Source organism: Actinomadura oligospora ATCC 43269, assembly GCF_000518265.1.
GTDB classification, from domain to species: Bacteria; Actinomycetota; Actinomycetes; order Streptosporangiales; family Streptosporangiaceae; genus Spirillospora; species Spirillospora oligospora.
In genome coordinates this window covers 14,858-37,800 of record NZ_JADG01000008.1, presented here as the reverse complement: position 1 = coordinate 37,800, position 22,943 = coordinate 14,858, and the positions used below count along the sequence as shown (strand labels likewise).

The following is a 22,943-nucleotide window of genomic DNA, read 5'->3' as shown; positions in this document are numbered from 1 at the left end:
CGTCAGCCCGCCTCCGTGTCGGACAGGCGGACGAGGTGCTCGGGAGGCTCGATCCCCGCCGGAAGCGCGGGATCGGCCACCAGCGCGCCCCACCGGGACTCCAGCGGCAGAACACCCGCCCAGAGGCCCAGCTCCGCGTCCGGACTGTCGGAATCGTCCGGCGGTCCGACGCGGATCTTCACGGACGCCTCGTCCAGCGACAACGCGAGCAGCGTCGTGGCCGCCAGCTCCTTCTTGTTGGGCCGCCGCGCGTAGTCCCACTGCCCGGGCGACGAGTGCTCGGTGAGGATCCGCAGCCCCTCGATCTTCTCCTCGGGATCGGTGACCGCGCGCGGGACGCCGAAGATCATCGCGCTGCGGTAGTTGACCCCGTGCTCGAACAGCGACCGCGCCAGCACGAGCCCGTCCACATGCGTCACGGTCACGCAGATCTCGTCCGTGGCCCCGGCGACCAGACTCCGGCTCGCCACCGACCCGTGGAAGTACAACGTCCCCGCGTCGCACCCGTACACCGTCGGCACGACCAGCGGCGTCCCGTCCACCACGACACCCACATGGCACACGAACCCCGCCGCCAGGATCGCGTCGAGATCCCCCCGCTCCCGGCTCCCCTGCGCCCGCAACCGCCGATGCCGCGTCCGCTCATTCTCAGGCAACAACGAACCCATGAACCGCCTCCAAAACATCAAGAACCCTCGCGATCATGCCCTGCGACCGGTGTCCAAGGCGAGATCGCCCGCCAGGGCGCTCTCCACCCCACGGCAGGACGATCGTGGCCGGTGGTGGCCAGCGGGGGTGGAGGTGAGTGTCTAGGCTGGCTCGGGTGGATGCGCGGGGTTGGGACGAGCGGTATTCGGGACGGGATCTGGTGTGGTCGTCAGGGCCCAACCGGTTCGTGGCCGAGGAGTGCGCGGGGCTGGTGCCCGGGCGGGCGCTGGACGTGGCGTGCGGCGAGGGGCGGAACGCGCTCTGGCTCGCCGAGCTGGGGTGGACGGTCACCGGGGTCGACTTCTCGGCGGTCGCCATCGCGCGGGCGCGCGACCTGGCCGAGGCCAAGGGGGTCTCGGTCGAGCTACTGGTGGAGGACGTCACGGCGTGGGAGCCGCCCAGCGGCGCGTTCGACCTGGTGGTGATCGCCTACCTGCAGCTACCGGACATCGGGGGCGTGCTGGCGCGGGCGTCCGAGGCGCTGGCGCCCGGCGGCGTGCTGATGTTCGTCGGGCATGATCGGACGAATCTGACCGAGGGTGTCGGCGGGCCACAGGATCCGGCGGTTCTGCACACTCCGTCCGACGTGACGGCGGCGCTGCCGGGGTTGACGGTGCAGCGGGCCGAGCGGGTACGGCGTCCCGTGGAGGTGGACGGCGAGGAGCGGTTCGCGGTGGACACGCTGGTCAGGGCCGTCCGGCCGCCCTGTAACTGAGCCCTTGGGCGGGGCCCGCGGCGGTGTGGCCCAGGTTACGGCGGATTGCCGGGAATGCCTGGCGGGGGCGTGCCGTTACATCACACGTGGCCGATGTGCCTGGTGTCCCCGGGCCTCATCTATCGCCTTCACGGAATACCGTTCGGCTGGAGCCGTGTTGAGCCTTTCGCCGAGAGGCGACCCACACATCGGTCAGACGTGGCGGAGCCCCGCCGGAACCCTGGTTCCGGCGGGGCTTCGTGCTGTTCGGGTGCGGTTTGGGCCGGGCCGTGCGGTTGGGCCGGGCTTGGTGCTGTCTTGGCGGTAAGGCGTTGATGGCAGACTCGTGGGATGGGTCTTGCTTCGCACCTGGAGGAACTCGGCCTGCCGTGGGTCGAGCGGCAGCTCGCGCATCCGACCGTTCAGGGCATCGGCCGCGGTGATCTCGACGAGGCCGTCTTCCGGTCCTGGTTGGAGCAGGACTACATGTTCCTGCTCGACTACGTCCGGGTCTTCTCGCGGCTCGCGTGGCAGGCGCCGTCCGCGCACCTCGGGGATCTGGTCGATCTCGCGCACGCGACCTTCCACGAGGAGCTGAGCCTGCACCGGGGGCTGTCCTCGGAGTTCGGCGCCGACCTCGACGGAGCGAAGAAGGGCGGGCCGTGCGCCGCGTACACCGAGTTTCTGCTGGAGTCAGCGGCTGATTACGGTCAGGGGCTGGCCGCTTTGTATCCGTGCATGTGGGGGTATTCGACGCTGGGGGCGCGGCTCGCCGAGAACCCTCCGTCCGAGCCCCGGTACCGGCGCTGGGTGGACACCTACGCCGACCCCGGGTTCGCCGAGCTGACGCGCCGCATCGCCCAGATGATCGACGAGGCCGCGCCGGAGCCGGCCCAGGCCGAGGCGTTCTTCCTGGAAGGCATGCGGCATGAGCTGGCCTTCTGGGACGTCCCGCTGTAACCGGCCGGTCAGTAGGCGCCGTTGCCGCTGACGACGGCGCGGACGGTCCGCCAGAGGATCTGCAGGTCGAGCAGCAGCGACCAGTTCTCCACGTACTGCAGGTCCAGCCGGACGGCCTCGTCCCAGGAGAGGTCGGACCGTCCGCTGACCTGCCAGAGTCCGGTGAGACCGGGCTTGACGGCGAGCCGCCGGTAGACGTCCTGGCCGTAGCGCTCGACCTCCTCGGGCAGCGGCGGACGCGGCCCGACCAGGGACATCTCACCGCGCACCACGTTGAACAGCTGCGGAAGCTCGTCGATGGAGTAGCGCCGCAGGACGCGTCCGATCCGGGTGACGCGGGGGTCGCGCTTCAGCTTGAACAGCACCGAGCCGTTCTCGACGCGTGCGCTCAGCTCGACGCGCCGGCGTTCGGCGTCGGTGACCATCGTCCGGAATTTGATCATCCGGAAACGGCGTCCAGCGCGTCCGATTCTCGTCTGCTGGAAGAACGCCGGGCCGGGGTCGGTGGTCCGGACGGCGACCGCGACGGCCAGCAGCAGCGGCGCGACCGCGATCAGCAGCAGAGCGGCCGTGATCCGGTCGAAGGCGGCCTTCGCCGCGCGCGCCGGGCCGGTCAGCTCGGGGTGGTCGACGTGCAGCAGGGAGAACCCGGCGACCGGACGGATGGTGAGGCGCGGGCCCGCCACGTCCAGGAGTGCGGGTGAGACGAAAAGGTCCGTCCGAAACTTCTCCAGCCGCCAGGCGAGCCGGCGCAGCCGGACCCCGTTCAACTCGACGCAGGGGAGCACGGCGACGGCGTCGGCGTGGCAGCGTTCGACCACTTCGGGGACGTCCTCGAAGCCGCCGAGCACCATGACGTCCTCGACCGTCAGGCCGGGGGGTTCGGGGGCGCAGACGCCGACGACCTGCATGCCGTGGTGGGGGTGCAGGGACAGTTCGCGGACGAGGTCGGCGACGCCGTCGTGGTAGCCGACGGCGACGACGCGACGCATGCAGTCACCGTGCTCGCGGGCGCGGTGGAGGCGGCTGCGCGCGGTGCGGCGGGCGGTCACGTCCAGGGCCACGAGCAGCGGCAATGCGAGGAGCACATATCCGCGCGCGACTTCCGCCTTGGTCGCGTATGACAGGATCGCGACAGCTGCGGTAAGAGTGATACCCGCATTCAGTACCTTCCGATATTCGGCCGCGCCGCTGCCCAGAAATCGGTGGTCGTAGCAGCCCGCGAACGAGAGCCAGGGCACCCAGACCAGCGGGAGCCCGATCGCGAGCAGGATGTCGGGCCATCGGCCGCTCTCGTCCCAGCCGGAGAAACGCAGCGCGAAACCGGCGACCCCGGCGGTGGCCGCACACGCCAGGTCCAGCACGACCAGCAGATGAACATACCTGGCGAACCAGGTGGCGCGTGTGGCGACCCGGCCGCCCGTGCCGGAGTTAACGCCGTCTATTACGGTCACTTGTGGTGCCCCCGAAAACAACGTCTTTGCCCTGAAAAGCCATTCAGACGGATGTGCGCGTGTTGCACGGTCACCGAGTGCCGCCGCAGAGCTGACTTCGGCCATTGATAACCCCGATGCGGGCATGCGGCAAAGCGGAAGGCAGTGGCCGTATGTGGTCAGAGCGAAATTGCAGGAAATTGTGAACCTCGTAGCTATTGTCTGTCGCGTCGGGGTGACAGAAGGGCATCGGGGTGGGCGGGAACATCGGTGTGGGCGGGGCCGGTCACGGCCTCGACGAGGGCGGCGGCCTCGGGTCGCGCGAGGTGGGACGGGCCGGGGCGGGCCTGGGCGAAACCGGCCTGGGCGACGGCGGGCGCGTCATCAACCTCACGGCGCACGGCATCGGGCCGCGGCCGGGGCGGGCGCTCGATCCGGGCGAGGACGGGACGTGGGTCGACGTCGGCCGCTTCGAGCGCGTGCTCGACGCGGTGGCCGAGCGTCCGGACGTCCGGCTGACCTTCGACGACGGCAACGCGTCCGACGTCGACACCGCCCTTCCGCGACTGCTCGCACGCGGCCTGACCGCCGAGTTCTTCGTGCTGGCCGGACGGCTCGGCGAACCGGGGCGGCTCACCGTCGACGGCGTCCGCGAGCTGGTCAAGGCCGGGATGAGGGTCGGCTCCCACGGTTGGGCGCACCGCGACTGGCGGCGGCTCACCGCCGCGCAGGCGAACGAGGAGCTCGTGCGCGCGCACCGCGTCCTGGCGGACATCACCGGCGAACCGGTCAGCCGCGTCGCCATCCCGTTCGGCTCCTATGACCGGCACGTCCTGCGCCGCCTGCGCCGGGCCTCGGTGACGCGCGCGTACACGAGCGACGGCGGTCCGGCCCGTCCGGACGCCTGGCTTCAGGCGCGCACGAGCCTCCGGCACGACCTCGACGACGCCTGGGTCGACCGCGTCCTGGCACCGCCAGGGCCCGCGATCCGGCTCCGCCGCAACACCGCCCGCCTCATCAAGCGCACCCGCGGAAGGTGACCGAAATGTCGCATTCCAACCCCGCAGGCTCCGCCACGCCGTCCCGGGTCGCCGTCGTGGTGGTGACCTACAACAGCGCGAGCGTGCTGCGCGGATGCCTGGACTCGATCGCTCCCGGGGCGGACGGCGCGGAGCTGCGGGCCGTGGTCGTGGTCGACAACGCCTCGCGGGACGAGTCGGTCCGCATCGCGAAGGGCACGGCGGCGACGCTGCCGCTGCAGGTGATCGAGACCGGCCGGAACGGCGGATACTCGGCGGCGATCAACACCGGAACGGCCGTCCTCGACCTTGACGACCTGGACGCGGTGTTCGTCATGAATCCCGACTGCCGGCTCCAGCCCGGAGCCCTCGCCACACTGGCCGGAGCGCTCGCCGCGGATCCGGAGCGGCGCGGCATCGCGGTCCCACGCCTGTCCCACCCGGACGGGACGCTCCAGGGTTCGCTGTTCCGGCGACCGAGCGTCGCGCGCGTGTGGATGGACGCACTGCTCGGCGGCCCCCGCTCCCGTTGGGGCGAGAAGGTCATCGACCCAGACGCCTACACGCGCGCGCACGAGGTGGCATGGGCAACGGGCGCGGCACAGCTTCTGGCGGTGGAGACGATCCGCCGAGCCGGTCCCTGGGACGAGTCGTTCCTGCTCTACAGCGAAGAGACCGAGTTTGCGCTTCGGGCCGCTGACCTTGGGCTGTGCACCTGGTACGAGCCTGCCGCCGGGGTTGTGCACCTGGGCGGGGAGTCCGACACCAGCCCGATGCTGTATTCGCTGCTCACCGTCAACCGGGTGCGTCTCTTTAGGCGGCGGCGGGGGACGCTTGCCGCCGTCCCGTTCTTCCTGGGTATCGCCTTGGGCGAGCTGTTGCGCGCGCTCGCGGGGCGTCGTACGTCGCGTGCCGCGCTGGCCGCGCTTCTGCTGCCGTCCCATCGAATCCGGGAGCTGAAGGCCTGATGGCTTCAGACCCCCGGTCCGACGTGCGACTGCGCCTTGTCGGGCTCGATGCCCTCGGTGCGGCCGAGCTGGCCGCGTGGCAGTCGTTGCGGGCGGCGGACGCTCGGTACGACAGCCCGTACTTTCACCCCGGTTTCGCAGCCGCCGTGCACGCCTCGGGACGGCCGGTCACGGTAGCGGTGGCAAGTGAGGGTGAGCGGATCACCGGGATCTTCGCCCTGCATCGTGACGGCGCGGTCGCGCGGCCGGTCGGATGGCCCGGGGCCGACTTCCAGGGGCCGATTTCGGCCGCCGGCGTGCCGTTTCCGGTCCGGTCCCTGGTGTCGGGAACGAGCGTCCGAACGCTGGAGTTCGACCACCTTCTGGACGGCCTGCCCGAGTTCGAGCCGTCGGTCGAGTCGCGGCGGCCGTCCCCGTTTCTCGACGTCAGCGGCGGTCTGGACGGCTATCTCGGCCGCGCGTCCCGCAGCGGCCGGGACAACATGGGCCAGGCCCGACGCCGCACCCGCAAGGCCGCGCGGACGCTCGGGCCCGTGACCTTCGAGGCCGACACGGTCGATCCCGGCGCGCTCGACGAGCTGATCAAGCTGAAGCGCGGCCAGTACGCGGCGACCAACGCCCGGGACTTCTTCGCCGACCCGTCCCGCCGTGACCTGCTGCATCACCTGCTGCACACGCGCGCGGCCGATTTCGGCGGCGTGCTGTCGGTGGTACGAGCCGGACCAGAACTGCTCGCTGCTCATTTCGGTCTCCGCTCCGGGGGCGTTCTGCACTGGTGGTTCCCGGTGTACGACCCGGCGCACTCGGCGCTCGCACCGGGCTGGATCCTGCTGCGCGAGCTCGTCGCCGCCGCTCCGGAGCTCGGCATCACCCGCATTGACCTGGGACGCGGCGAGGACGAGTACAAGCGCCGCGCCAAGACCGGCGAGACGCAGGTGTGCCAGGGCGCGGTGCTGCGCGGCCCGGTCGCGCGCGCCGTCCGACGCGTCCGGAACAACGCCGTGGGAACGGCCCGAAACACGTTGCGCGACACCCGGTTGGCTCCCGCTCTCCGCCGGGCCCGCCGCGCGATGGAGACCGCCCGTCAGTCCGAGGACGGTCCCCGATGATCCCGCCAGCCACCCACCCCGCACTCGGTCCCTGCCCCGCCCGGCGCCAGGGGGCGCCGGCTCATCCCTGGATGCGTGAGCTTTGGCTGTTCACGGCGACAAGAGCGGCGAGCGCCCGACCCGGCGGGCCCCCGCCCGGCGGCGCGCCCTGATCCTCGTGGAGAACCTGTCCGTCCCGTTCGACCGGCGGGTCTGGCAGGAGAGCACGGTGTTGCGCGACGCGGGCTGGGAGGTGCATGTCATCTGCCCGCAGGGTGCGAAGAACGACACCGAACGCGAGGCGTTCATCGACGGTGTCGCCATCCACCGCTATCCACTGGCCGCGGCGAGCGGCGGGCCGCGCGGCTACCTCGCCGAGTACTCCACGGCCCTGTGGCACACGGCCCGGATCGCGCGGCGGCTCGTCCGGGAGGGCGGCCCGTTCCATGTCGTGCACGCCTGCAACCCGCCCGACCTGCTGTTCCTCGTGGCGCGGATGCTGCGGAGACATGGCACGCGGTTCGTGTTCGACCAGCATGACCTGGTGCCGGAGCTGTACCTGTCCCGGTTCGGGCGCGGCGAGGACTTCCTCTACCGCTGCGTCCGCCGGGTAGAGCGCGCGACCTACGACACCGCCGACGTCGTCATCGTCACTAACGAGAGCTACCGGGAGATCGCCCTGGAGCGCGGCGGAAAGCGTCCCGAGGACGTCTTCGTCGTGCGCAGCGCCCCGGCGACGGACCGATTCCGGCCCGTCCCGCGACAGGACGAGCTGAAGCGCGGCAAGGACCACCTGCTCGTGTACCTGGGCGTCATGGGCCCGCAGGACGGCGTGGACTATGCGCTGCGTTCCCTCGTCAAGTTGCGTGACGAACTCGGGCGGAACGACTGGCACGCCGCGTTCCTTGGTGATGGCGACATGTTCGAGCCCCTTGTCCAGATGGTTCGTGACCTCGGCCTAGAGGATCGGGTCGAGTTCACCGGGCGCGTCCTGGACGACCGCCTGCTGCCCTACCTGTCCACCGCTGACGTGTGCTTGGCGCCCGATCCGTACAGCCCGCTCAACGACCGCTCAACGATGAACAAGGTCATGGAGTACATGGCCATGTCTCGTCCCACGGTCTCGTTCGATCTGCACGAGTCGCGCGTGTCCGCTGGGGAAGCGGCAGTGTTCGCGCCGTGCGACGACGAATCCGCGTTCGCCAAGCTCATCGCACAACTCCTGGACGATCCGGCAGAACGCGCGCGCATGGGTGAGCTGGGCCACCAGCGTGTGGCCGGGCCGCTCTCATGGGATCACTCCCAGAAAGCCTTGTTGGCGGCCTACGATGCGGCGTGCGCTCCGGAACGAATGCGCCGCACCTCCCTGATCCGACGCATCGGACGCCGCACAGACAAGGAGGGGTCGTGAAACAGACGTTGCGCAGCCGCTTCGTCGAAGGACCCGACTCTCTTGGCGCGAAAGCCCGGCGGCGGCGTTGGGAGATGTTCCGCCAGGCGTTCCCCGGCTTGGAATCGATGTCGGTGATCGACCTTGGCGGAACCTACGAGTTCTGGGATCGCGCGCCTGCGCGCCCGGCCCGGCTGCACATCGTGAACCTCCTGGAGAAGCAGCCGGACGGCCTCCCGGACGGCGTGACCGCCGAGACCGGCGATGCCTGCGACCTGCGCGAAGACCTGCTCGGACGTGATTTCGACCTCGTCGTGTCCAACTCGGTGATCGAGCACGTCGGCGGGATCGCCCAGCGCGAGCGCTTCGCGCGCGCGGTCCGGAACCTGGCGCCCCGGCACTGGGTGCAGACGCCGTACCGGTACTTCCCGGTCGAGCCGCACTGGGTGTGCCCCGGGTTCCAGTTCCTTCCGCTCAGCGCGCGTGCGCGTCTGGCCGAACGCTGGCCGCTCGTGAAGGTGAAGCCCGAAGGACGCGAGGCCGCCATCGCGGACGCCCTGGGTGTCGAACTCCTCGGGCGGACGGAGATGGGTTTCCTGTTCCCCGAGTCGGACATCCTCGGCGAGAGGTTCGCGGGGCTCGTGAAGTCGCTGATCGCTGTGAAACGAGGTTAGGAATGGCGACTGCTGGCGTCGGTCCCCCAGCTGACGGGACGGTCTCGCCGCACCCGGGCCAGGGCTTTGTCCAACGCCAGCACCGCAAGGTAGCAGGCGGCCTCGACGGCCCCGACCCTCCGCGCGCGCACGAGGACGAGGAGGTCCGAGGGCCGCAGCGGGTTCGCGGTCACCGGGCGTCCGAGCTCGGTGAGCTGCCGGTTCCCCAGCCGGACCCGGACCCGCCGGCGCAGATGCGCCCGGACGGTCCGAGCAGGTCGCACCACGGAGGTCACCTCGGTGACGACCACGCGCTCGTCCTGGTCGAAGGTGGCGTGGACCCAGCCGTCGTCGGCGAGCAGACCGTCCGGCAGCGGGAACACGCGCGCGTGCGCGTCCTCGGTCAGCACGTACACGCCCGTCCCGGCGAGGCCCCTGGACGGCGCTATGAGCGCCTCGTGCACGCGGTGGACGCGCCGGGCGACCGCGCCGGTACCGGACAGGTCCAGCACGGGACGCGGCGCGCAGGCCAGCACTCCTGGGCGCCTGGCGGCCTCCGCGAGCGCGCGAACGCCCACGGCGGAGAGCAGGATGTCGGCGTCGGCATAGACCCGGGGGAAGACGCGAGCGGCGGCATCGCCGAGCCGCAGCGCGTTGGCCTTGCCAGGCGTCGCCGTCTCCACGACCCGGACGCCCGCGTCCCGCGCCACCCCGGCGGTGCGGTCGGTGCACGCGTTGGCGACCACCACGACGTCGAACTCCCCGGGCGCGGCCCCGTCCAGGAGCCGGGCGAGCAGGGCCGCGAGTCCGGCCTCCTCGTTGTGCGCGGGGATGACGACGCTGACAACCGGCCCTTCGGCGCCGGCAACCGGCCCTTCGGTGAGGTCCACGACATATGAGAGTAGAGCGAACGAAGCTGGACGGGCTGCTGCTGTTCGTGCCCGAGCCGCACCGCGACGACCGCGGCCTGTTCACCCGGACTTTCGACGCCACCGTCGCGTCCGCGCACGGGCTGGACGCCGCCGCCTTCCTCCAGGACAGTCAGTCCAGGTCACGCTACGGAACCGTGCGCGGCCTGCACGGACGTTCCGGTCGCGGGGAGGCCAAGCTCGTGCGCTGCGCGCGAGGTGCGGTGCTCGACGTCGTCGTGGACGCCCGTCCCGGGTCGTCCACCTTCGGCCAGCATGTGACCGTCCGCTTGGACGACGAGACCTTCACGACGATGCACGTGCCGCCGGGCATGCTGCACGGTTTCCAGTCCCTCACCGCCCTGTCGGACGTCTGCTACCGCATCGACCGGGAGCACGACCCGTCCGAGGACCTGTCCGTCCGCTACGACGACCCGGACCTGGGGATCCCCTGGCCGCTCCCCGTGGCCGCGATCAGCGACCGCGATCTGGCCGCTGGTTCCTGGTCCGCCCTACGCGCCCGGCTCACTCGCCAGGCGCTCTGATACCGACTGGGCCTCCCGGTCGTTGAATGTCCTCGTGCGCGCGCGTCTGGCCGGGCCCAGACCACGCAGAAGGAGGAACGTCGTCAGCGTGGCCGTGCCCGCCGCCGCGATGGCCAGGGCACGGCCCGCCACGACCGCGCTGGGCGGGGCCAGGTCGGGATCACCGGTCAGATCCAGCGCCGCCGCGGCCTTGTGACCTGCGAAAACGGCGATCGTCGCGGACGCCGTCACAACAATTCCGAGAATGCCCCCAACGATCCGCCCCCCGTCGCTCGTTTGGGTTAGTGGGACGAGGAGACCGCGGCGACGGAGGAGGCCGACCGTGACAGAGACACCGATCATGACGATCAGCGCGCTGCCCACGGTGTCGCTCGGGCGATGCCAGCCGGCCGTCACCGTCGCCGCGCCGATCCCGGCCGAGCCGAGCAGCACCGGCAGGGCCGTCCACGACCGCCACCGCACCGGAACGGCCAGCAGCAGCCCGCAGAGCACGGCCGTCGCTACCGCCGTGTGCCCGCTCGGGAACGACCGGTCCTCACGGCGGAAGCCGTGGGCGAGCAGGATCGGCCGCGGCAGCACCGCCTGGAGCAGCTCGGTCGTCGTCACGGTCGCGAAGATCATCAGAACGGCGGCGATCGCGATCGCGCGTCCGCCCGCCCGGTGGCCGATCCAGCCGACCAGGCCCGACGCCAGTGCCAGCGAGCCGATCGAGATCGTGTCCAGCACCGTCACCACGGCCGACTCGCGATCCGGCCAGGACGCCCGCAGCACCGCGTCCTCGAACCGCTGCCCCGGCACCGTCCACACCGCGAGCGCGTACACCGCGACCAGCAGCACACCGCACACGGCGGCGACGCCCATGGGAACCACGCCGGCCCGGCCACCCAACCCCCGAGACGCCATGCCCACCAACGTAACCAGGCCCGACGTGCGGCCGGGCGAACCTGCTGGCCACAATCAGCCGTCAGCGGGGGAACCACCCCACCCGTCCCCGCGCTGTGCTCACAATGCGACCTATGACCGAGTCGTTCGGCAGGAGCCGGGCCCTGACGGTCGCGACGGCGGCGGGGCTCCTCGCCCTGGGCCTCGCCGCCTGCCAGGGCAAGGACGAGATCGCGCAACCTCCGACAGGGGCGGCCTCCAGCCCCGTGCCGGGCACGTCCTCCGCCCGGCCCAGCGCCCCACCCACGCCCACGGCACTCCCCACGGCCGGCTCACCCCCGAGCACGAAGCCCACCGGGAACGGCCGCTGCCCGGCCTACCCGACCCCGGACTGCACGGGCGCCCCGCACTCGCTGGCCGCCCCGCGCAAGGTCAAGCTGAACGTGGACAACGACGCCCTGCTGATCGACAAGCCCGGCACCGTCCTGGACGGCGTCCATGTCCCGGGCAACCTGGTCATCGCCGCCGACAACGTGACGATCCGCAACAGCGTGATCGACGGCCGCGTCACCAACGACTACAAGGACGCCAACCACCCGTTCACGATCACCGACTCCACCGTGGGCCGCCCCGACCGCTGCGTCAGCGAGGACGCCGTCGGAACCGCCCGCTACCGCGCGTCCGGGCTGCTCGTCCGCGGCTTCAGCCACGGCTTCAAGGTCTCCGGCGACGCGGCGAAGGGCGGCAACGTCGAGATCATCGACTCCTACGTCAAGAACTGCTCCAACGGCGCCGACCACGCCGACGGCATCCAGGTCTGGGGCGTCCGCGACGCGCGCCACCTGGTCGTCCGGCACAACACCTTCGACCAGCGCGGCGTCTCCGACTTCACCGCCCCGCTGTTCCTCGCCGACAGCGCCGGCGGAACCATCAACGACGTCACGGTCGAGAACAACCTCGTCGCCGGAGGCACCTACAGCATCCAGCTCAAGCACGTGGCGGGCCGCTTGGTCGTCCGCGACAACCGCATGGTCGACAGGTCCTGGTCCTACGCCCCGGTCGAATCCTGGTGCCACGCCATCCAGACCTGGACCGGCAACACCATCGTCACCATCGACGCCAACTACAAGATCACCGCCACCCTCCGCCCCCTCCCCTGCACCGAATAACCCCAGCCGCCCCCTCACCAAACCGAGCAACCGACGCCCCAAACGCACAAGCTTCCAAACCAGAACCCGCTCCACTGCATCCCAGAGGCGAAGCAAGCCCAGCAGACCACCACCAGGCACCCCACCGCCAAAGCAGCCAGCCGCAGACGCAGACGGCAGGCAGACGCACAACGCGGCGCGCAAGGTCAGGGCCGGAAGACAAGCACAGACCGCGGAACACGCCACGCACGGAACACGTGGGGACCGGAACGCGGCGCGCGCGGAGCAGAGCCGAGCGTGGAGCAGAGCCGTGGGTGGAGAGGAGCCGGGGGTGGAGAGGAGCCGGGGGTGGATGGCGGGATTGAGGGTGACGGGATGAGGAACTGACTGGTCTAGCGGGTTTGGGTGACTCTGGCGCGGAAGGCTCGGGCGGCCCTGGTTTTGCTTGCGCGGACGCGCCAGGGGATGGTCGTCGGGGGTTCCTGTTCGCGGGTGATGCGGAGCAGGGCGCCCGCGGCGCCGACCATGAGGAAGGTGAGGCCGGTGATGGTCGCGAACGAGAGGAGGTCGAAGGTGACGGCGCCGACGAGCGGCGCCGAGAGAGAGGCGGTGACCGACAGGGCGAGGTCGCGGGTGTCGTGGTCGGAGAACGCCTTGCCGCGGGCGCGGATGGAGGAGTAGATCCCGCCGAGGAACAGCAGGACCAGCGCCGTCGTGCCGAGCAGGCCGGTCTCGACCATCGACATGATGTATTGGTTGTCGAACGCGTTGTAGACGGGAAAATGCCAGGTCCCGTCGCCGCGTCCGAAGATCGGATGCTTGGAGATCTCCATCGCGGCCTGCCCGTAGCGGTGCTGGCGCGCGGTGATGCTCGTGTCGGCCTGTGCGTTGGCGAAGAGGTTGTAGATCGCCCTGACCAGTCCGCCGGCGACCATCAGAACGGCGGTCGAGCAGGCCGCGACCACCACGAGCGCGCGCGTGCGCATCCGCGGCGGCCAGCCCGCGAGCAGCACGAACCCGACCGCGAGCAGGGTCAGGACACCCGACCGCGACACCGAGAACAGCATCCCGGACAGCAACAGCGTCGCCGACCCCCACCACGGCCACGAGGGCTCCCCGGCGCGCCGGGCGCGCAGCGCGTAGTGGATCGCGAGCGGCAGCACCATCGTGCAGACGATCCCGAACTCGATCGGGTGGCCTGTCGTCGCCGCCACCCGCAACTGTCCACCGCGCGGGATGATCGTCGGGTTGTCGTCGCTGGTGTACCGCAGCAACGGCACGACCATGTACTTGGTCAGGTCGAACATGAACAGGTACTGCAGCGCGCCGACGAACGCCGCCGCCGTGCCCCCCGCCACCACCCACTTCAGGAGCAGGTTCAGCCGGTCGAGCGTCCGGACGCCGTCGCACACCGCGAGCGTCACCCCGGCGAACGCCACCGCGAGCACCAGCGAGTGGTCGAGCAGATTCCGCTCGTCCGCGGGCAGGTAGCTGCTGTTCGCCGCGCCGTAACAGGCGAACATCGCCGCCACGTAGAACGACGCGACCGTCCGAGCCGCCGCTCGTCCCTTGGCCACCCCTGAACTCGCCACGAACTGCGCGGCCAGCCACGTCAACCCCATGCCGAGCGCGACCAGGTCGGCGGGCGTGAGCGAGATCCCCGTCCCCCGCACCACCAGCCGCGCCGGGACGACCAGCGTCGCGAGCGCGAACATCACCCCAAGCGTCGCTCCGTCCGCCCGAGCCGCCACTCCTGGCTTGCGGACGCTCCTCCGGCCTCCCTGTCCAGGCCCCAGACGGGCCCGTCCGATGCCCCCAGCACCTCGTGCAATCCCGCCCTGAGCAAGCGCTCTACGTTCCGGCTCGTCCACACCGAGGACAGAACGCGCACGTCCCTGCGCCTGCCCTCCCCGAACCGAGCCCTCGCCCCCACGCATAGCCCCGCCTCGTCCAAGCCCTCCGCGCGCCCGCGCACTCGCCCCCGACGCACTACGCCCACGCCCCAGCACAGCCCCGCCCGAGCCAGCCCCCCCATCCACCCCCAGGCCGAAGTCCTCCCGCCCCAACACGCCCCCGCCCTGAACGTCACCCCTGGCCACATCCCCAGGTCGGGCATCGCCACCCGCCACATGCCCACCCCGCGCACCGCCAGGCCGCATCCCTCCAAGCTGCGCACTCCCACCCCGCACCCGCCCGAGCTGCGTCCCCCCGCCCCGCACCCTGTCGGGCACACCCTCAGGGCGGGCATCGCCGAACGTCGTATCACCGTCCTGTGGATTCCTGCTCTGGGTGTGCCTGCCTCGCGCATCGTCTTCCCGTACGTCGCGGCCCTGGGAGTCGCGGCGTTGCGCGTCGCAGCCTTGCGCATCCGCGCTCTGCCGATCTGCGGCCTGCGCATCGCGGCCTTGGGCGTCGCTGCCAGGGGTGTCGCTGGCCTGGGCATCGGGGCCTTGGGTGTCTTCGCTCTGCGTGTTGTTGCGTTGCGGGGGCGTGTGCTGGGGGTGGCCGGTCGACGGGTCGCTGTTGTGCGCATTGTGGGCTTGGGGGGTGCTGAGCTGGGCAGCGCTGGTTTGGGTGGGTTCTTGGCTGTTCTTGGCCTGGGGTGGGGGCGGTTGGCTTTGGGGGGAGGGGAGGAGGGGGGCCGGCTGGTGGGGGTGGGGTCGTTGGGCACGGTTAGTGCCCTCCGGCGGGTTCGGGTTCTGGGGTGGGGCGGCGGCGGGGTGGGGACGGGGCGGGGCCGGCGGCCTCTCGGCGGCGACGGCGGTGTTGGGCGTAGCTCTCGCCGCCGTAGGCGAGGGTGAGGGAGACGATGACGGAGAAGGCCATGAAGGCCACCGCGGCGCGTTTCTTGCCCTTGCGCTGGACGACGGGGGTCGTCGGCGGGACGGCGCTGCTGATCGTGATGAACGTGGCCGGGGGAGCGCCCAGGGAGTGCTGGCGCTCGTTCAGGACGCGCTGGGCCTCCTGGACGAGCTTGGTGTTGGTGTCGAACGCGGCGGACTGGGACGTGCTGTCCACCTGGATGTAGATGAACGGGCTGCCGTTGTCGAGCAGCTCGGGGTTGTTGCTGCCGTTGCCCACCTGGACCTGCGTCGCGCCGCCCGGGGTCGCGCCGATCCGCTGCCCGATCTCGGGCGACCCGAGAATCTGGATCAGGATCGCGGCGGTCTCGCTCAGCCCCCGCTCGTAGATCAGCAGCGGGTTCCGGTTGGGTTGTTTGCGCTGGTCAACGGTGATGTCGCCGCCGTTCTTCGGGCTGGACAGCACGAGCACCGACGTCGAGACCCAGTGCGACGGCGTCAGCGCGAACACCGCGCTCGCCATCGCGAGCGACAGCACGAACGCCGGGACGGTCAGGTACCAGCGCCGGAACAGCACCAGCAGCGTGCTCCAGAAATCCATCGCGCCGCGCTCACCTCACCCGCGGGGCGGGCGCGTCCTCGGACTCCTCGCCCGTCTCCCGCTCCCGCGCCGCCGCCTCGGCGCCGAGGATCTCGAACGCCGCCGGGCCCTGCCGCGCCTTCGTCCCGCGATCGCCCCGGTGCCCGCGATCCGCCTGCGCCACGCTGTCGTCCTCGAACGCGTCGTCAAGCTCACGGACGCGCTCGTCACCGTGCGCCGGTTCGCTCCAGTGCGCGCGCAGTTGCCCTTGTTCACGGGAACGGACGTCCTCGCCGGGCTGGTCGCCGCCATCGGGACGCTCATCGGTCTGCTCATGCGCGCGCGGGCGCTTCGCGTCGTGCGGACGCTCATTCTCGTGTGAAGCAGGGACGGGCAGGTCGCGGACGGTTTCGGTGGGGTCGCCCGTAAGGGGAAGACCGTAGTCGTTCGGCGCGGGCGGGGACGAACCGTTCGGCGACTGCGGGACGGCCGGAACCTGTTGGGACGAGGAGTCTCCCTCCAGGTGCGTGCGGGCAACCGGCGAGGGTGTGAGGGCGGAACGGCGGGCCGGACGGAGGGAAACGGAATCCGTGGTGGTGCCGTAGTAGAAGTCGTACGGGGTTTCGGCGGCGGCCTCGCGGAGGGCCCGGCGGCGGGCACCGAGGTAGGCGATGCCGAAGCCCAGGCCGACGACGGCCACGAAGGCGGCGCCGGAGAACTCCAACTTCTGGGTCTTCTGCGCGACCGGGGACGACGCCGGGACGACCTCGGTGAGCATCAGATAGGTCTGTTTCGGCGCGCCCAGAGTGCGCTGGCGGTTGACCAGATCATCGCGCAGGTGCTGTTCGGCGTTGTGGACGACGCCGGTGACCTCGTCCTCGCGCGTGCTCGTGACCTGGACGAAGATGAACGGGCCGGTCTGGCTCGCGGTCATGACCTTGCCGTTGCTGGTGCCGTCGTTGATGACGACCTTGGTGGCCCCGCCCTTCGCGACGCCCATCTTCGCGAGCGCGTCGTCCGTCCCGGCGGCCTGGATGAGGATCGCGGCGGTCGTCTTCAGGCCGTCGTTGAACTGGAGCAGCGGGTTGGTCGTCCAGCCGGGGCGGTTCGGGTCCTCCAGGCCGCCCGCGGACGGGGTGGTGAGCACGAGCAGGCTGGACGAGACGTAGGTGACCGGCGTCAGGACGAACACGAGAGCCCCGACGCCGAGGCCGAGCACGACGACGGGTGGCCCGATCAGCCGGTTCCGGGCTATGCCCAGGATCGTCTTCCAGAAACCCATGTATGCCCCCGGTGGGCCCTCGTCAGGACGAGGGCGGTGGTCGGCTTCGCCGCGTCTCCATGCCCCGGCAATTGATGACGCTGTCATCGTGCATCCGGGTGGCCCGGTTTTCATCGGTCCAGGTGTCGCCATGGCCACTATCGGCCTGTGGAAAACCCCAGATCACCGCGTATCGCGCCGGTCGCGAGCCGGGCCATTTTCCGCGCTCTGTGTCCGGCGACACGGCGTTCCCGGCGGGCCCAGGTCGCGCGGACCGCCGCTCGCGCGCGGCGGCGCTGCTCGTCCGTCAGTTCCGGGGTGTTTCCGGGATCGTCCACCCACCGGTGGATCTCCAGGCATTCCAGGGTCGTCGCGCAGTGCGCCTGCCAGGACGGGACGCCAAGGCGACGGGCGAGAACGCCCGGTTTCTCGGTCTTCCAATGGCGGTGCGCGAGCACCTCGGACACGTGTCCCCAGGGTCCGGCGAGGGCGAGTTTCGTGGCCATCACCTCGTCCTCTCGGAGCATGTTCCGGCGCGGCAGGGCCACCAATACGTCCCGGCGGAAAAGGCCGTAGAGCGGGTCGATGAGGAGATGGCTCGAGTTGAGCAGCCGCAGCATCGCCTTGAAGCGCACGAGCGGGTCGTCCGACGCGAGCCCGCGTTCGGTGAAAGGGGACGTGCTGACGACGCCCTCGTCGCTCGTGTAGGACGTCTGGGACGTGACGAGCACCAGCCGCCCGTCCTCGCCGAAGACCTCCAGCGACCGGGACACCAGGGTCGGTTCCAGCACGTCGTCGTCGCTGACCCAGCGGAAGTACTCCCCCGAGGCCAGCCGGCTCGCGCTCATGAAGTTCGGCAGGATGCCGATGTTCTCCGGGTGCCGGTGGTACCTGACACGCGGGTCGCGGGCGGCGAGCGCGCGGCAGCGGTCGCCGGTGTCGTCGTCGGACGCGTTGTCGCAGATCAGGAACTCCAGGTCCGGGTGGTCCTGGCCGAGCACGGACCGGGCGACCCGGTCGATCCGCTCCCCGGCGTTGCGCACGGGCAGCGCGATGGTCACCAGCGGCATGACGGTCAGCCCTCCTTGGACATGGCGGGGATCGGTAGTCGGTGCGCGACGCGCAGGAACGCGTTCTTCGGGACGGCGAGCAGCAGGTAGACCAGGAGCCCGAGGCCACCGGCGACGACGAGCCGCACCACCGCGACCTGCCCGAACGCCGCCGTGACCGCGTGGTCGGCGCCGAGGACGGCGACCGCCATGAGGGCGGCGGCCGCGGCCGGACGGGCGATCGCGGGCGCCGCCGGGCCGAGCCGGACGCCCGCCCGGTGCAGCGCGGCGAGCGCGAGCGGCAGCGCGACGCCCACGCCGACCAGCGCGTGCGCGACGCCGACGCCGCGGATCCCGTCCCACCGCACCCCGGCGAGCAGGGCCGGGACGAGCACGACGACCCAGGCGAGGTTCAGCCACATCGTCGCGCGGGTCCGTCCGGCCGCGGTGAGCACGTCGAAGGTCAGCGACGTGACCATCCGGACGGCCATCAGCACGGCGAGGAACCCGAGGACGACCGCGCCGGGCGTCCACCGCGCGCCGTACAGGAAGGTCAGGAGCGGTTTCGCGAGCGTCGCGAGCAGCACGGCCGCCGGGAACACGAACGCCAGGAGCAGCGGCAGGCCGCGGCGGACGCCGTCGGACAGCGAGTCCGGGTCGTCCCGTTCGGCGAGCCGCGAGAACGTGGCCGTGGACACGTACCGGATCGCCTGCCCGATCAGCGTCGGCACCCAGCTCGAGACGTTGAACGCGATCATGTAGTAGCCGATCGCGACCGTCCCGAGGACGTGCCCGACGATCACGTAGTCCGCGTTGAGCAGCACGGACTCGATGCCGAGGGACGCGGCGAGCGGCAGCCCGAAGCGCAGCAGCCGCCGCGCGACGGCCCGGTCGAAGCCGAACGTCGCGGGGACGTCCGCCCACTTCATGATGAGCGCGCCCGCGACGACGGAGGAGACGACCTGTCCCCACACGAAGCTGTAGGGCCCGTAGTCCGCGAGTGCCAGGACGACCGCGACGGGCGCCTGACACACGAGCCCTACAAGGTTCGCCTTGACGAGGGTGTCCTGCCTGAACGCGCGCATGAGGGAGCCGCTGCGGACGGCCGTGATCCCGTCCACCACGACAACCAGGCACAGCAAACGGATCGGCCCAGTCGCGGCCTCGCTGTCAGCCAGATCCGCGTAGTACGGCGCCGCGAACCAGCACGCCACATACACGAGCGCACTGGAAACGAATGCGAGGACGGCCGCCGTGGGCGCCATCTCCTCCAGCTTCCCCCGCCACTGCACGACCGCCGCGATGATGCCCGCGTCGTTCACGTGGATGAGGAACGCCCATGCGGCTAGGGCGATGGCGAAAACCCCGAAGTCCCTGGGCGCGAGCAACCGCGCGAGCACGAGGTTGAGCGCGAACGAACCGGCTTTCGTCCCGACCGTCCCCAGCAGGCTCCAGCTCAGCCCCCGCCGCGTCTTAGCGCCCAGCGACCCCTCAGCAGCCTCGCCGTCATCGACGACGGCCCCAGCGTCATCGCTCAAGGCGCGTCCTGGACGCGTTCCAGCCAGATCTCCCGCCAGAAGGGGACGAACTCGCGCGGGCAGTTGAAGTTGTAGGCCCCCTCACAAACCAACCCCTCGAGGATGATGCAGGGGGTCCTCATGGTGAGGAGACGTCCGGTGCGCTCGTCCAGGACCTTCTCCACTCGCGCGCGCACGCGAGCCGTCTTGCCGCAGTGGCGGGCCATCTCGTTCTCGAAGCCCATGCCGCGGTTGAGCAGGTCCTTGTTGAGCGTCTTGATGATCTCGTCACGCGACTTGATGCGGACGAGCTCACCCGGCTTGAGATCGAGGGTCTCCACAGGAGTGCGACCGTCGACGGCTCCCTCGAAGAGGGCCCAGCGCAGGCCCTTGTTGATGAGCAATGGCTTCGGCAGACGCGCGCGCGTGATGTCCTGGTAGCGGTTGTATCCGCCGATGAGGAACGCCCTGACGGACTCGCCGATCGTGTTGTTGCCGGTGCGGACGTCGTCCACGAACTGGCCGACGTTCTTCACACCGACGCGCTCCGGCGCGGCGCGCAGCAGCTCGGTGGCCTGGCACGAGTAGCGGACCCCGCCGTCCACGTCCGGTTCCTTGCGCGTGTTGACCTCGAGCAAGGGAAGCAGCTTGCGCACGCCCTCGTCCTGTTCGGCTGGCACCGGCTCCTCGGGCATCGGCTCCGCGGTGGCGCCGGGTTCGACGCGCTTGAGCCAGGCATCCTTCCAATAGAGCGAGCACGCGGTCTGGCAGCCGCCGTGGGACGACCCGTCACAGCGCGCCTCGGCGAGGTGGACGGCGCTCTCCATACGCCGCATGCCGGAACGGCTGATCGTGTCGCAGAGCTTGTGCGCGACCTTGTGGACGGTCATCCGGCGCCCGCAGTACGCCAGCATCTCCGGCATGAACGGCAGGCCGTCCAGTTCGCCCCGCTCGTCGAGCGTCGCGAGGATCTCTTCGGCGCCGCGCACCTCGACGACGTCGCCCGCCTTCAAGCCGGCCTTCCGCCCGGCGTCGGGCCCGGTCCTGAGCTCGGTCATGGTTCCAGCTCCTTGAGGAGTCCGGCGTCGCGCAGGGCGTCGGCGGCGTCGGCGACGATGGCGAACGGCAGATCGGATCGGTCGGCGATGTCGAGGAGGCTGTGCAGCCCGTCGGACTGGTTCAGCACCCACAGCATCGCCATCTGGGCTTGCTCGGTGTCGCTGCGTCCCCCGAGGGCCCCGTACAGGCCACGGCGTCCCAACTGGGGTTCGCCAAAGGGACTGAGGTTCAGGTAAGTCCGGTCGCGCTCCAGTACCTGGACGGCCTGCCAGAGCGTTTCGAGGGTGTCGCTCATGGCCGCGCGGGAGACGAACGAGGGATTGTCCCCGGACGTGTGGTACTCGGGATACCGCGCGTACGGAGTCCGCGTAAGGGAGCCCACCGGCAGGTCGAATCCGGGGGAGCAGTACTGGCGCTCGTCGTACCCGTAGGGGGAGAAGTCGAGAACCGTATGCGGACGCCCGCGCAGCACTTGCTCGAAGGCCCGGTCTATGGACGCGTCGCCGCGCCGACTCCGCTTGTAATGAATCTGGCCTTCGTCTCCTGCGCACGCGAGGGTCAGCCCATGCGCGATGGCGTCCACACGTGACCGGTTTCGTGCCAGCCACGTAATCGCCCCGATGGTTCCCGGCGCGAAGATGAAGCGGAAGGTGTGGCGCGGCGTGTGAAGTCGCTGTGCCAATGCGACCGCCACCGCGATCCCCGCCAGGTTGTCGTTCGCTAGGGACGGGTGGCAGACGTGGCAGGAAACCAGCACTTCCCTATCGCTGCTTCCTGGAATGACGGCCTCGCCATAGGTGAGGTGACCGTCCTCCAGGGTGGAGTCGATGAAGACCTCGAACGGGCCGTCCCCCATGGACGCGCGGGTCTCCTCACTCAGACAGAAACCCCACGTCTCGGCGTAGTAGCTCGTCCTGTAGGGGACCAGCGACGGCTGGTCGGGCAGCGTGTGAAGGTGCGGCGCCAGCTCGTCCATCGTCATCGTCTCGTGCACGCGCGTGCTGTAACCGACAACGTGGAGGTTCAGGGCCTGGAAGTCGACGACGCGCTCCCCTGTCGCGACGTCCTTGATGTAGGCGTCGCGGATGTTCCACTCGCGGGGGACCGTCCAGTCGAGCACGTCCGTCCCGGTCGGAACCTCGTGCGCGCGCAGGGACGGCAGGTGCTCCCCCACGATGTCGAGCGTGCGCCGGACGCCGTCCCCGGTGATGCTCCGGCAGAGCGGGTACAGCCGCTCCACCAGAGCATGCATCTCGTCCGGTGTCATGACCTGAAGTTCTCGTCGAGCGTGCCCGCCTCACGGCGGTCGGCCAGGCGCGCGAGGCGCGTGAAGCGGCGGTCGAACACCTCCTGTGTCAGCCCGTGCTCGCGGTACTTCGAGGCCAGTTCCCTAGCGCCGTCCGCGACGGACCAGGCGCAGTCGAACCCGGGAAGCGCTTCTCGTATGCGCGCGAAGTCCACCCTGTAGGAACGCGGGTCCCCTCCCGTCTCCCCCGTGATGACCAGCTCGGCATCAGGAACGGCCTCGTGCACGTGTTCCGCGATCTCCGCGACCTGAAGGTTGTTCCGTTCGGTCCCCACGTTGAACGCCTTCGCATGGATCGCCTCACGCGGCGCGTCCAGGACGGCGGCGAACGCGGTGGCGATATCGCGCGCGTGCACGAGCGGACGCCATGGAGTGCCGTCCGACAGCACCTTCACCACCCCGGACAGCAGCGCGTGCCCGACGAGGTTGTTCAGCACGATGTCGGCGCGCAGCCGCGGCGAGAACCCGAACGCGGTCGCGTTGCGCAGCGAGACGGGGGAGAAGTCGTCGTCGGCGAGCCCGAAAATGTCGTCCTCGACCCGTACCTTGGACTCGGCGTACGGGGTGACGGGGCGGAGCGGGGCGTCTTCGTCCACCAGCGAGTCGCCGCTCGCGCCGTACACCGAGCACGTCGAGGCGTACAGGAAGCGCCGCACCCCGGCCTCGCGGGCCAGCCCGGCGAGCCGGGACGCGGCGTGGTGGTTGATGTCGTAGGTGATCTCCGGGCGCAGCGACCCCAGGGGATCGTTCGACAGCGCCGCCAGGTGCACCACCGCGTCGAACCCGGCGAGGGCCTCGGCCCGGACGTCCCGGAGGTCGACGGCCAGCGTGGGCGGGTCGTCCGGGGCCGGCCCGAGCACGCAGTCGGCGAACAGCCCGGAATCGAGGCCGGTGACCTCGTGCCCGGCCGCTGTCAGCACGGGCGCCATGACCGTGCCGAGATATCCCTGATGGCCGGTGAGCAGGACGCGCAC

At 70.6% G+C, this 22,943-nt stretch carries 21 protein-coding genes; 9 read left to right on the top strand and 12 right to left on the bottom strand.

The window, feature by feature from the left end:
- Positions 1 to 2: 2 nt before the first annotated feature.
- Positions 3 to 659, bottom strand: a complete 657-nt coding sequence (locus P696_RS0111970; protein WP_211245710.1) for a pyridoxamine 5'-phosphate oxidase family protein — start codon at positions 657 to 659, stop codon at positions 3 to 5.
- Between the two features lie 164 nt (positions 660 to 823).
- Here P696_RS0111970 and P696_RS0111965 point away from each other — a divergent pair, with 164 nt between their 5' ends.
- Both P696_RS0111965 and P696_RS0111960 read left to right on the top strand, forming a co-directional pair.
- On the top strand, positions 824 to 1,423 hold the full coding sequence (locus tag P696_RS0111965) for a class I SAM-dependent methyltransferase (protein WP_026412525.1): 600 nt from the start codon (positions 824 to 826) through the stop codon (positions 1,421 to 1,423).
- 330 nt (positions 1,424 to 1,753) lie between these two features.
- Positions 1,754 to 2,362, top strand: a complete 609-nt coding sequence (locus P696_RS0111960; protein WP_026412524.1) for a TenA family protein — start codon at positions 1,754 to 1,756, stop codon at positions 2,360 to 2,362.
- Positions 2,363 to 2,370: 8 nt separating this feature from the next.
- Here P696_RS0111960 and P696_RS44925 read toward each other — a convergent pair whose 3' ends face one another.
- Entirely contained in the window at positions 2,371 to 3,816 is a 1,446-nt protein-coding gene (locus tag P696_RS44925) for a sugar transferase (RefSeq protein WP_245627626.1), read from the bottom strand.
- A gap of 233 nt (positions 3,817 to 4,049) precedes the next feature.
- Here P696_RS44925 and P696_RS0111950 point away from each other — a divergent pair, with 233 nt between their 5' ends.
- The 5 genes from P696_RS0111950 (at position 4,050) to P696_RS0111930 (ending at position 8,934) form a co-directional block, all read left to right on the top strand.
- Complete coding sequence (locus P696_RS0111950; protein ID WP_245627625.1) at positions 4,050 to 4,835, top strand: polysaccharide deacetylase family protein; 786 nt, start codon at positions 4,050 to 4,052, stop codon at positions 4,833 to 4,835.
- Between the two features lie 5 nt (positions 4,836 to 4,840).
- Entirely contained in the window at positions 4,841 to 5,782 is a 942-nt protein-coding gene (locus tag P696_RS0111945; protein ID WP_026412522.1) for a glycosyltransferase family 2 protein, read from the top strand.
- Entirely contained in the window at positions 5,782 to 6,891 is a 1,110-nt protein-coding gene (locus P696_RS44920) for a GNAT family N-acetyltransferase (protein WP_245627624.1), read from the top strand. The genes P696_RS0111945 and P696_RS44920 overlap by 1 nt, the downstream gene beginning before the upstream one ends.
- An 82-nt stretch (positions 6,892 to 6,973) precedes the next feature.
- A complete protein-coding gene (locus tag P696_RS44915) occupies positions 6,974 to 8,281 on the top strand; it encodes a glycosyltransferase family 4 protein (protein ID WP_051467401.1) in 1,308 nt (435 codons plus the stop codon).
- Complete coding sequence (locus P696_RS0111930) at positions 8,278 to 8,934, top strand: class I SAM-dependent methyltransferase (RefSeq protein WP_034484518.1); 657 nt, start codon at positions 8,278 to 8,280, stop codon at positions 8,932 to 8,934. Before P696_RS44915 ends, P696_RS0111930 begins: the two co-directional genes overlap by 4 nt.
- Here P696_RS0111930 and P696_RS0111925 read toward each other — a convergent pair.
- Positions 8,931 to 9,803 (bottom strand): glycosyltransferase family 2 protein, encoded by an 873-nt coding sequence (locus tag P696_RS0111925; RefSeq protein ID WP_084337326.1) that lies wholly within the window; start codon positions 9,801 to 9,803, stop codon positions 8,931 to 8,933. The two genes, P696_RS0111930 and P696_RS0111925, sit on opposite strands and share 4 nt — an antisense overlap.
- 5 nt (positions 9,804 to 9,808) lie before the next feature.
- On the opposite strand from P696_RS0111925, the gene P696_RS0111920 reads away from it, so the two are divergent.
- Positions 9,809 to 10,366, top strand: a complete 558-nt coding sequence (locus tag P696_RS0111920; RefSeq protein WP_026412519.1) for a dTDP-4-dehydrorhamnose 3,5-epimerase family protein — start codon at positions 9,809 to 9,811, stop codon at positions 10,364 to 10,366.
- On the opposite strand, the gene P696_RS52310 is transcribed toward P696_RS0111920, so the two are convergent.
- On the bottom strand, positions 10,334 to 11,269 hold the full coding sequence (locus P696_RS52310; protein WP_084337324.1) for a phosphatase PAP2 family protein: 936 nt from the start codon (positions 11,267 to 11,269) through the stop codon (positions 10,334 to 10,336). The genes P696_RS0111920 and P696_RS52310 overlap by 33 nt on opposite strands.
- Before the next feature lie 113 nt (positions 11,270 to 11,382).
- On the opposite strand from P696_RS52310, the gene P696_RS0111910 reads away from it, so the two are divergent.
- Positions 11,383 to 12,417 (top strand): right-handed parallel beta-helix repeat-containing protein, encoded by a 1,035-nt coding sequence (locus P696_RS0111910; RefSeq protein WP_026412518.1) that lies wholly within the window; start codon positions 11,383 to 11,385, stop codon positions 12,415 to 12,417.
- Positions 12,418 to 12,788: 371 nt separating this feature from the next.
- Here P696_RS0111910 and P696_RS44905 read toward each other — a convergent pair whose 3' ends face one another.
- The 8 genes from P696_RS44905 to P696_RS0111865 form a co-directional block, all read right to left on the bottom strand.
- Positions 12,789 to 14,111, bottom strand: coding sequence for an O-antigen ligase family protein (locus P696_RS44905; RefSeq protein WP_170026424.1), 1,323 nt, complete (start codon positions 14,109 to 14,111; stop codon positions 12,789 to 12,791).
- A gap of 958 nt (positions 14,112 to 15,069) precedes the next feature.
- Positions 15,070 to 15,798 carry a hypothetical protein gene (locus P696_RS0111895; protein WP_026412516.1) on the bottom strand — a complete coding sequence of 243 codons (729 nt, stop codon included), beginning with the start codon at positions 15,796 to 15,798 and terminating at the stop codon, positions 15,070 to 15,072.
- Between the two features lie 10 nt (positions 15,799 to 15,808).
- Positions 15,809 to 17,059 (bottom strand): hypothetical protein, encoded by a 1,251-nt coding sequence (locus tag P696_RS0111890; protein ID WP_026412515.1) that lies wholly within the window; start codon positions 17,057 to 17,059, stop codon positions 15,809 to 15,811.
- Between the two features lie 137 nt (positions 17,060 to 17,196).
- On the bottom strand, positions 17,197 to 18,108 hold the full coding sequence (locus P696_RS0111885) for a glycosyltransferase family 2 protein (RefSeq protein ID WP_026412514.1): 912 nt from the start codon (positions 18,106 to 18,108) through the stop codon (positions 17,197 to 17,199).
- A gap of 5 nt (positions 18,109 to 18,113) precedes the next feature.
- Entirely contained in the window at positions 18,114 to 19,625 is a 1,512-nt protein-coding gene (locus P696_RS44900; protein ID WP_051467395.1) for a lipopolysaccharide biosynthesis protein, read from the bottom strand.
- Positions 19,622 to 20,662, bottom strand: a complete 1,041-nt coding sequence (locus P696_RS0111875; protein WP_051467393.1) for a hypothetical protein — start codon at positions 20,660 to 20,662, stop codon at positions 19,622 to 19,624. The genes P696_RS44900 and P696_RS0111875 overlap by 4 nt, the downstream gene beginning before the upstream one ends.
- Positions 20,659 to 21,930, bottom strand: a complete 1,272-nt coding sequence (locus tag P696_RS0111870) for a DUF4910 domain-containing protein (protein WP_026412512.1) — start codon at positions 21,928 to 21,930, stop codon at positions 20,659 to 20,661. The genes P696_RS0111875 and P696_RS0111870 overlap by 4 nt, the downstream gene beginning before the upstream one ends.
- Positions 21,927 to 22,943, bottom strand: a complete 1,017-nt coding sequence (locus P696_RS0111865; protein WP_026412511.1) for an NAD-dependent epimerase/dehydratase family protein — start codon at positions 22,941 to 22,943, stop codon at positions 21,927 to 21,929. The genes P696_RS0111870 and P696_RS0111865 overlap by 4 nt, the downstream gene beginning before the upstream one ends.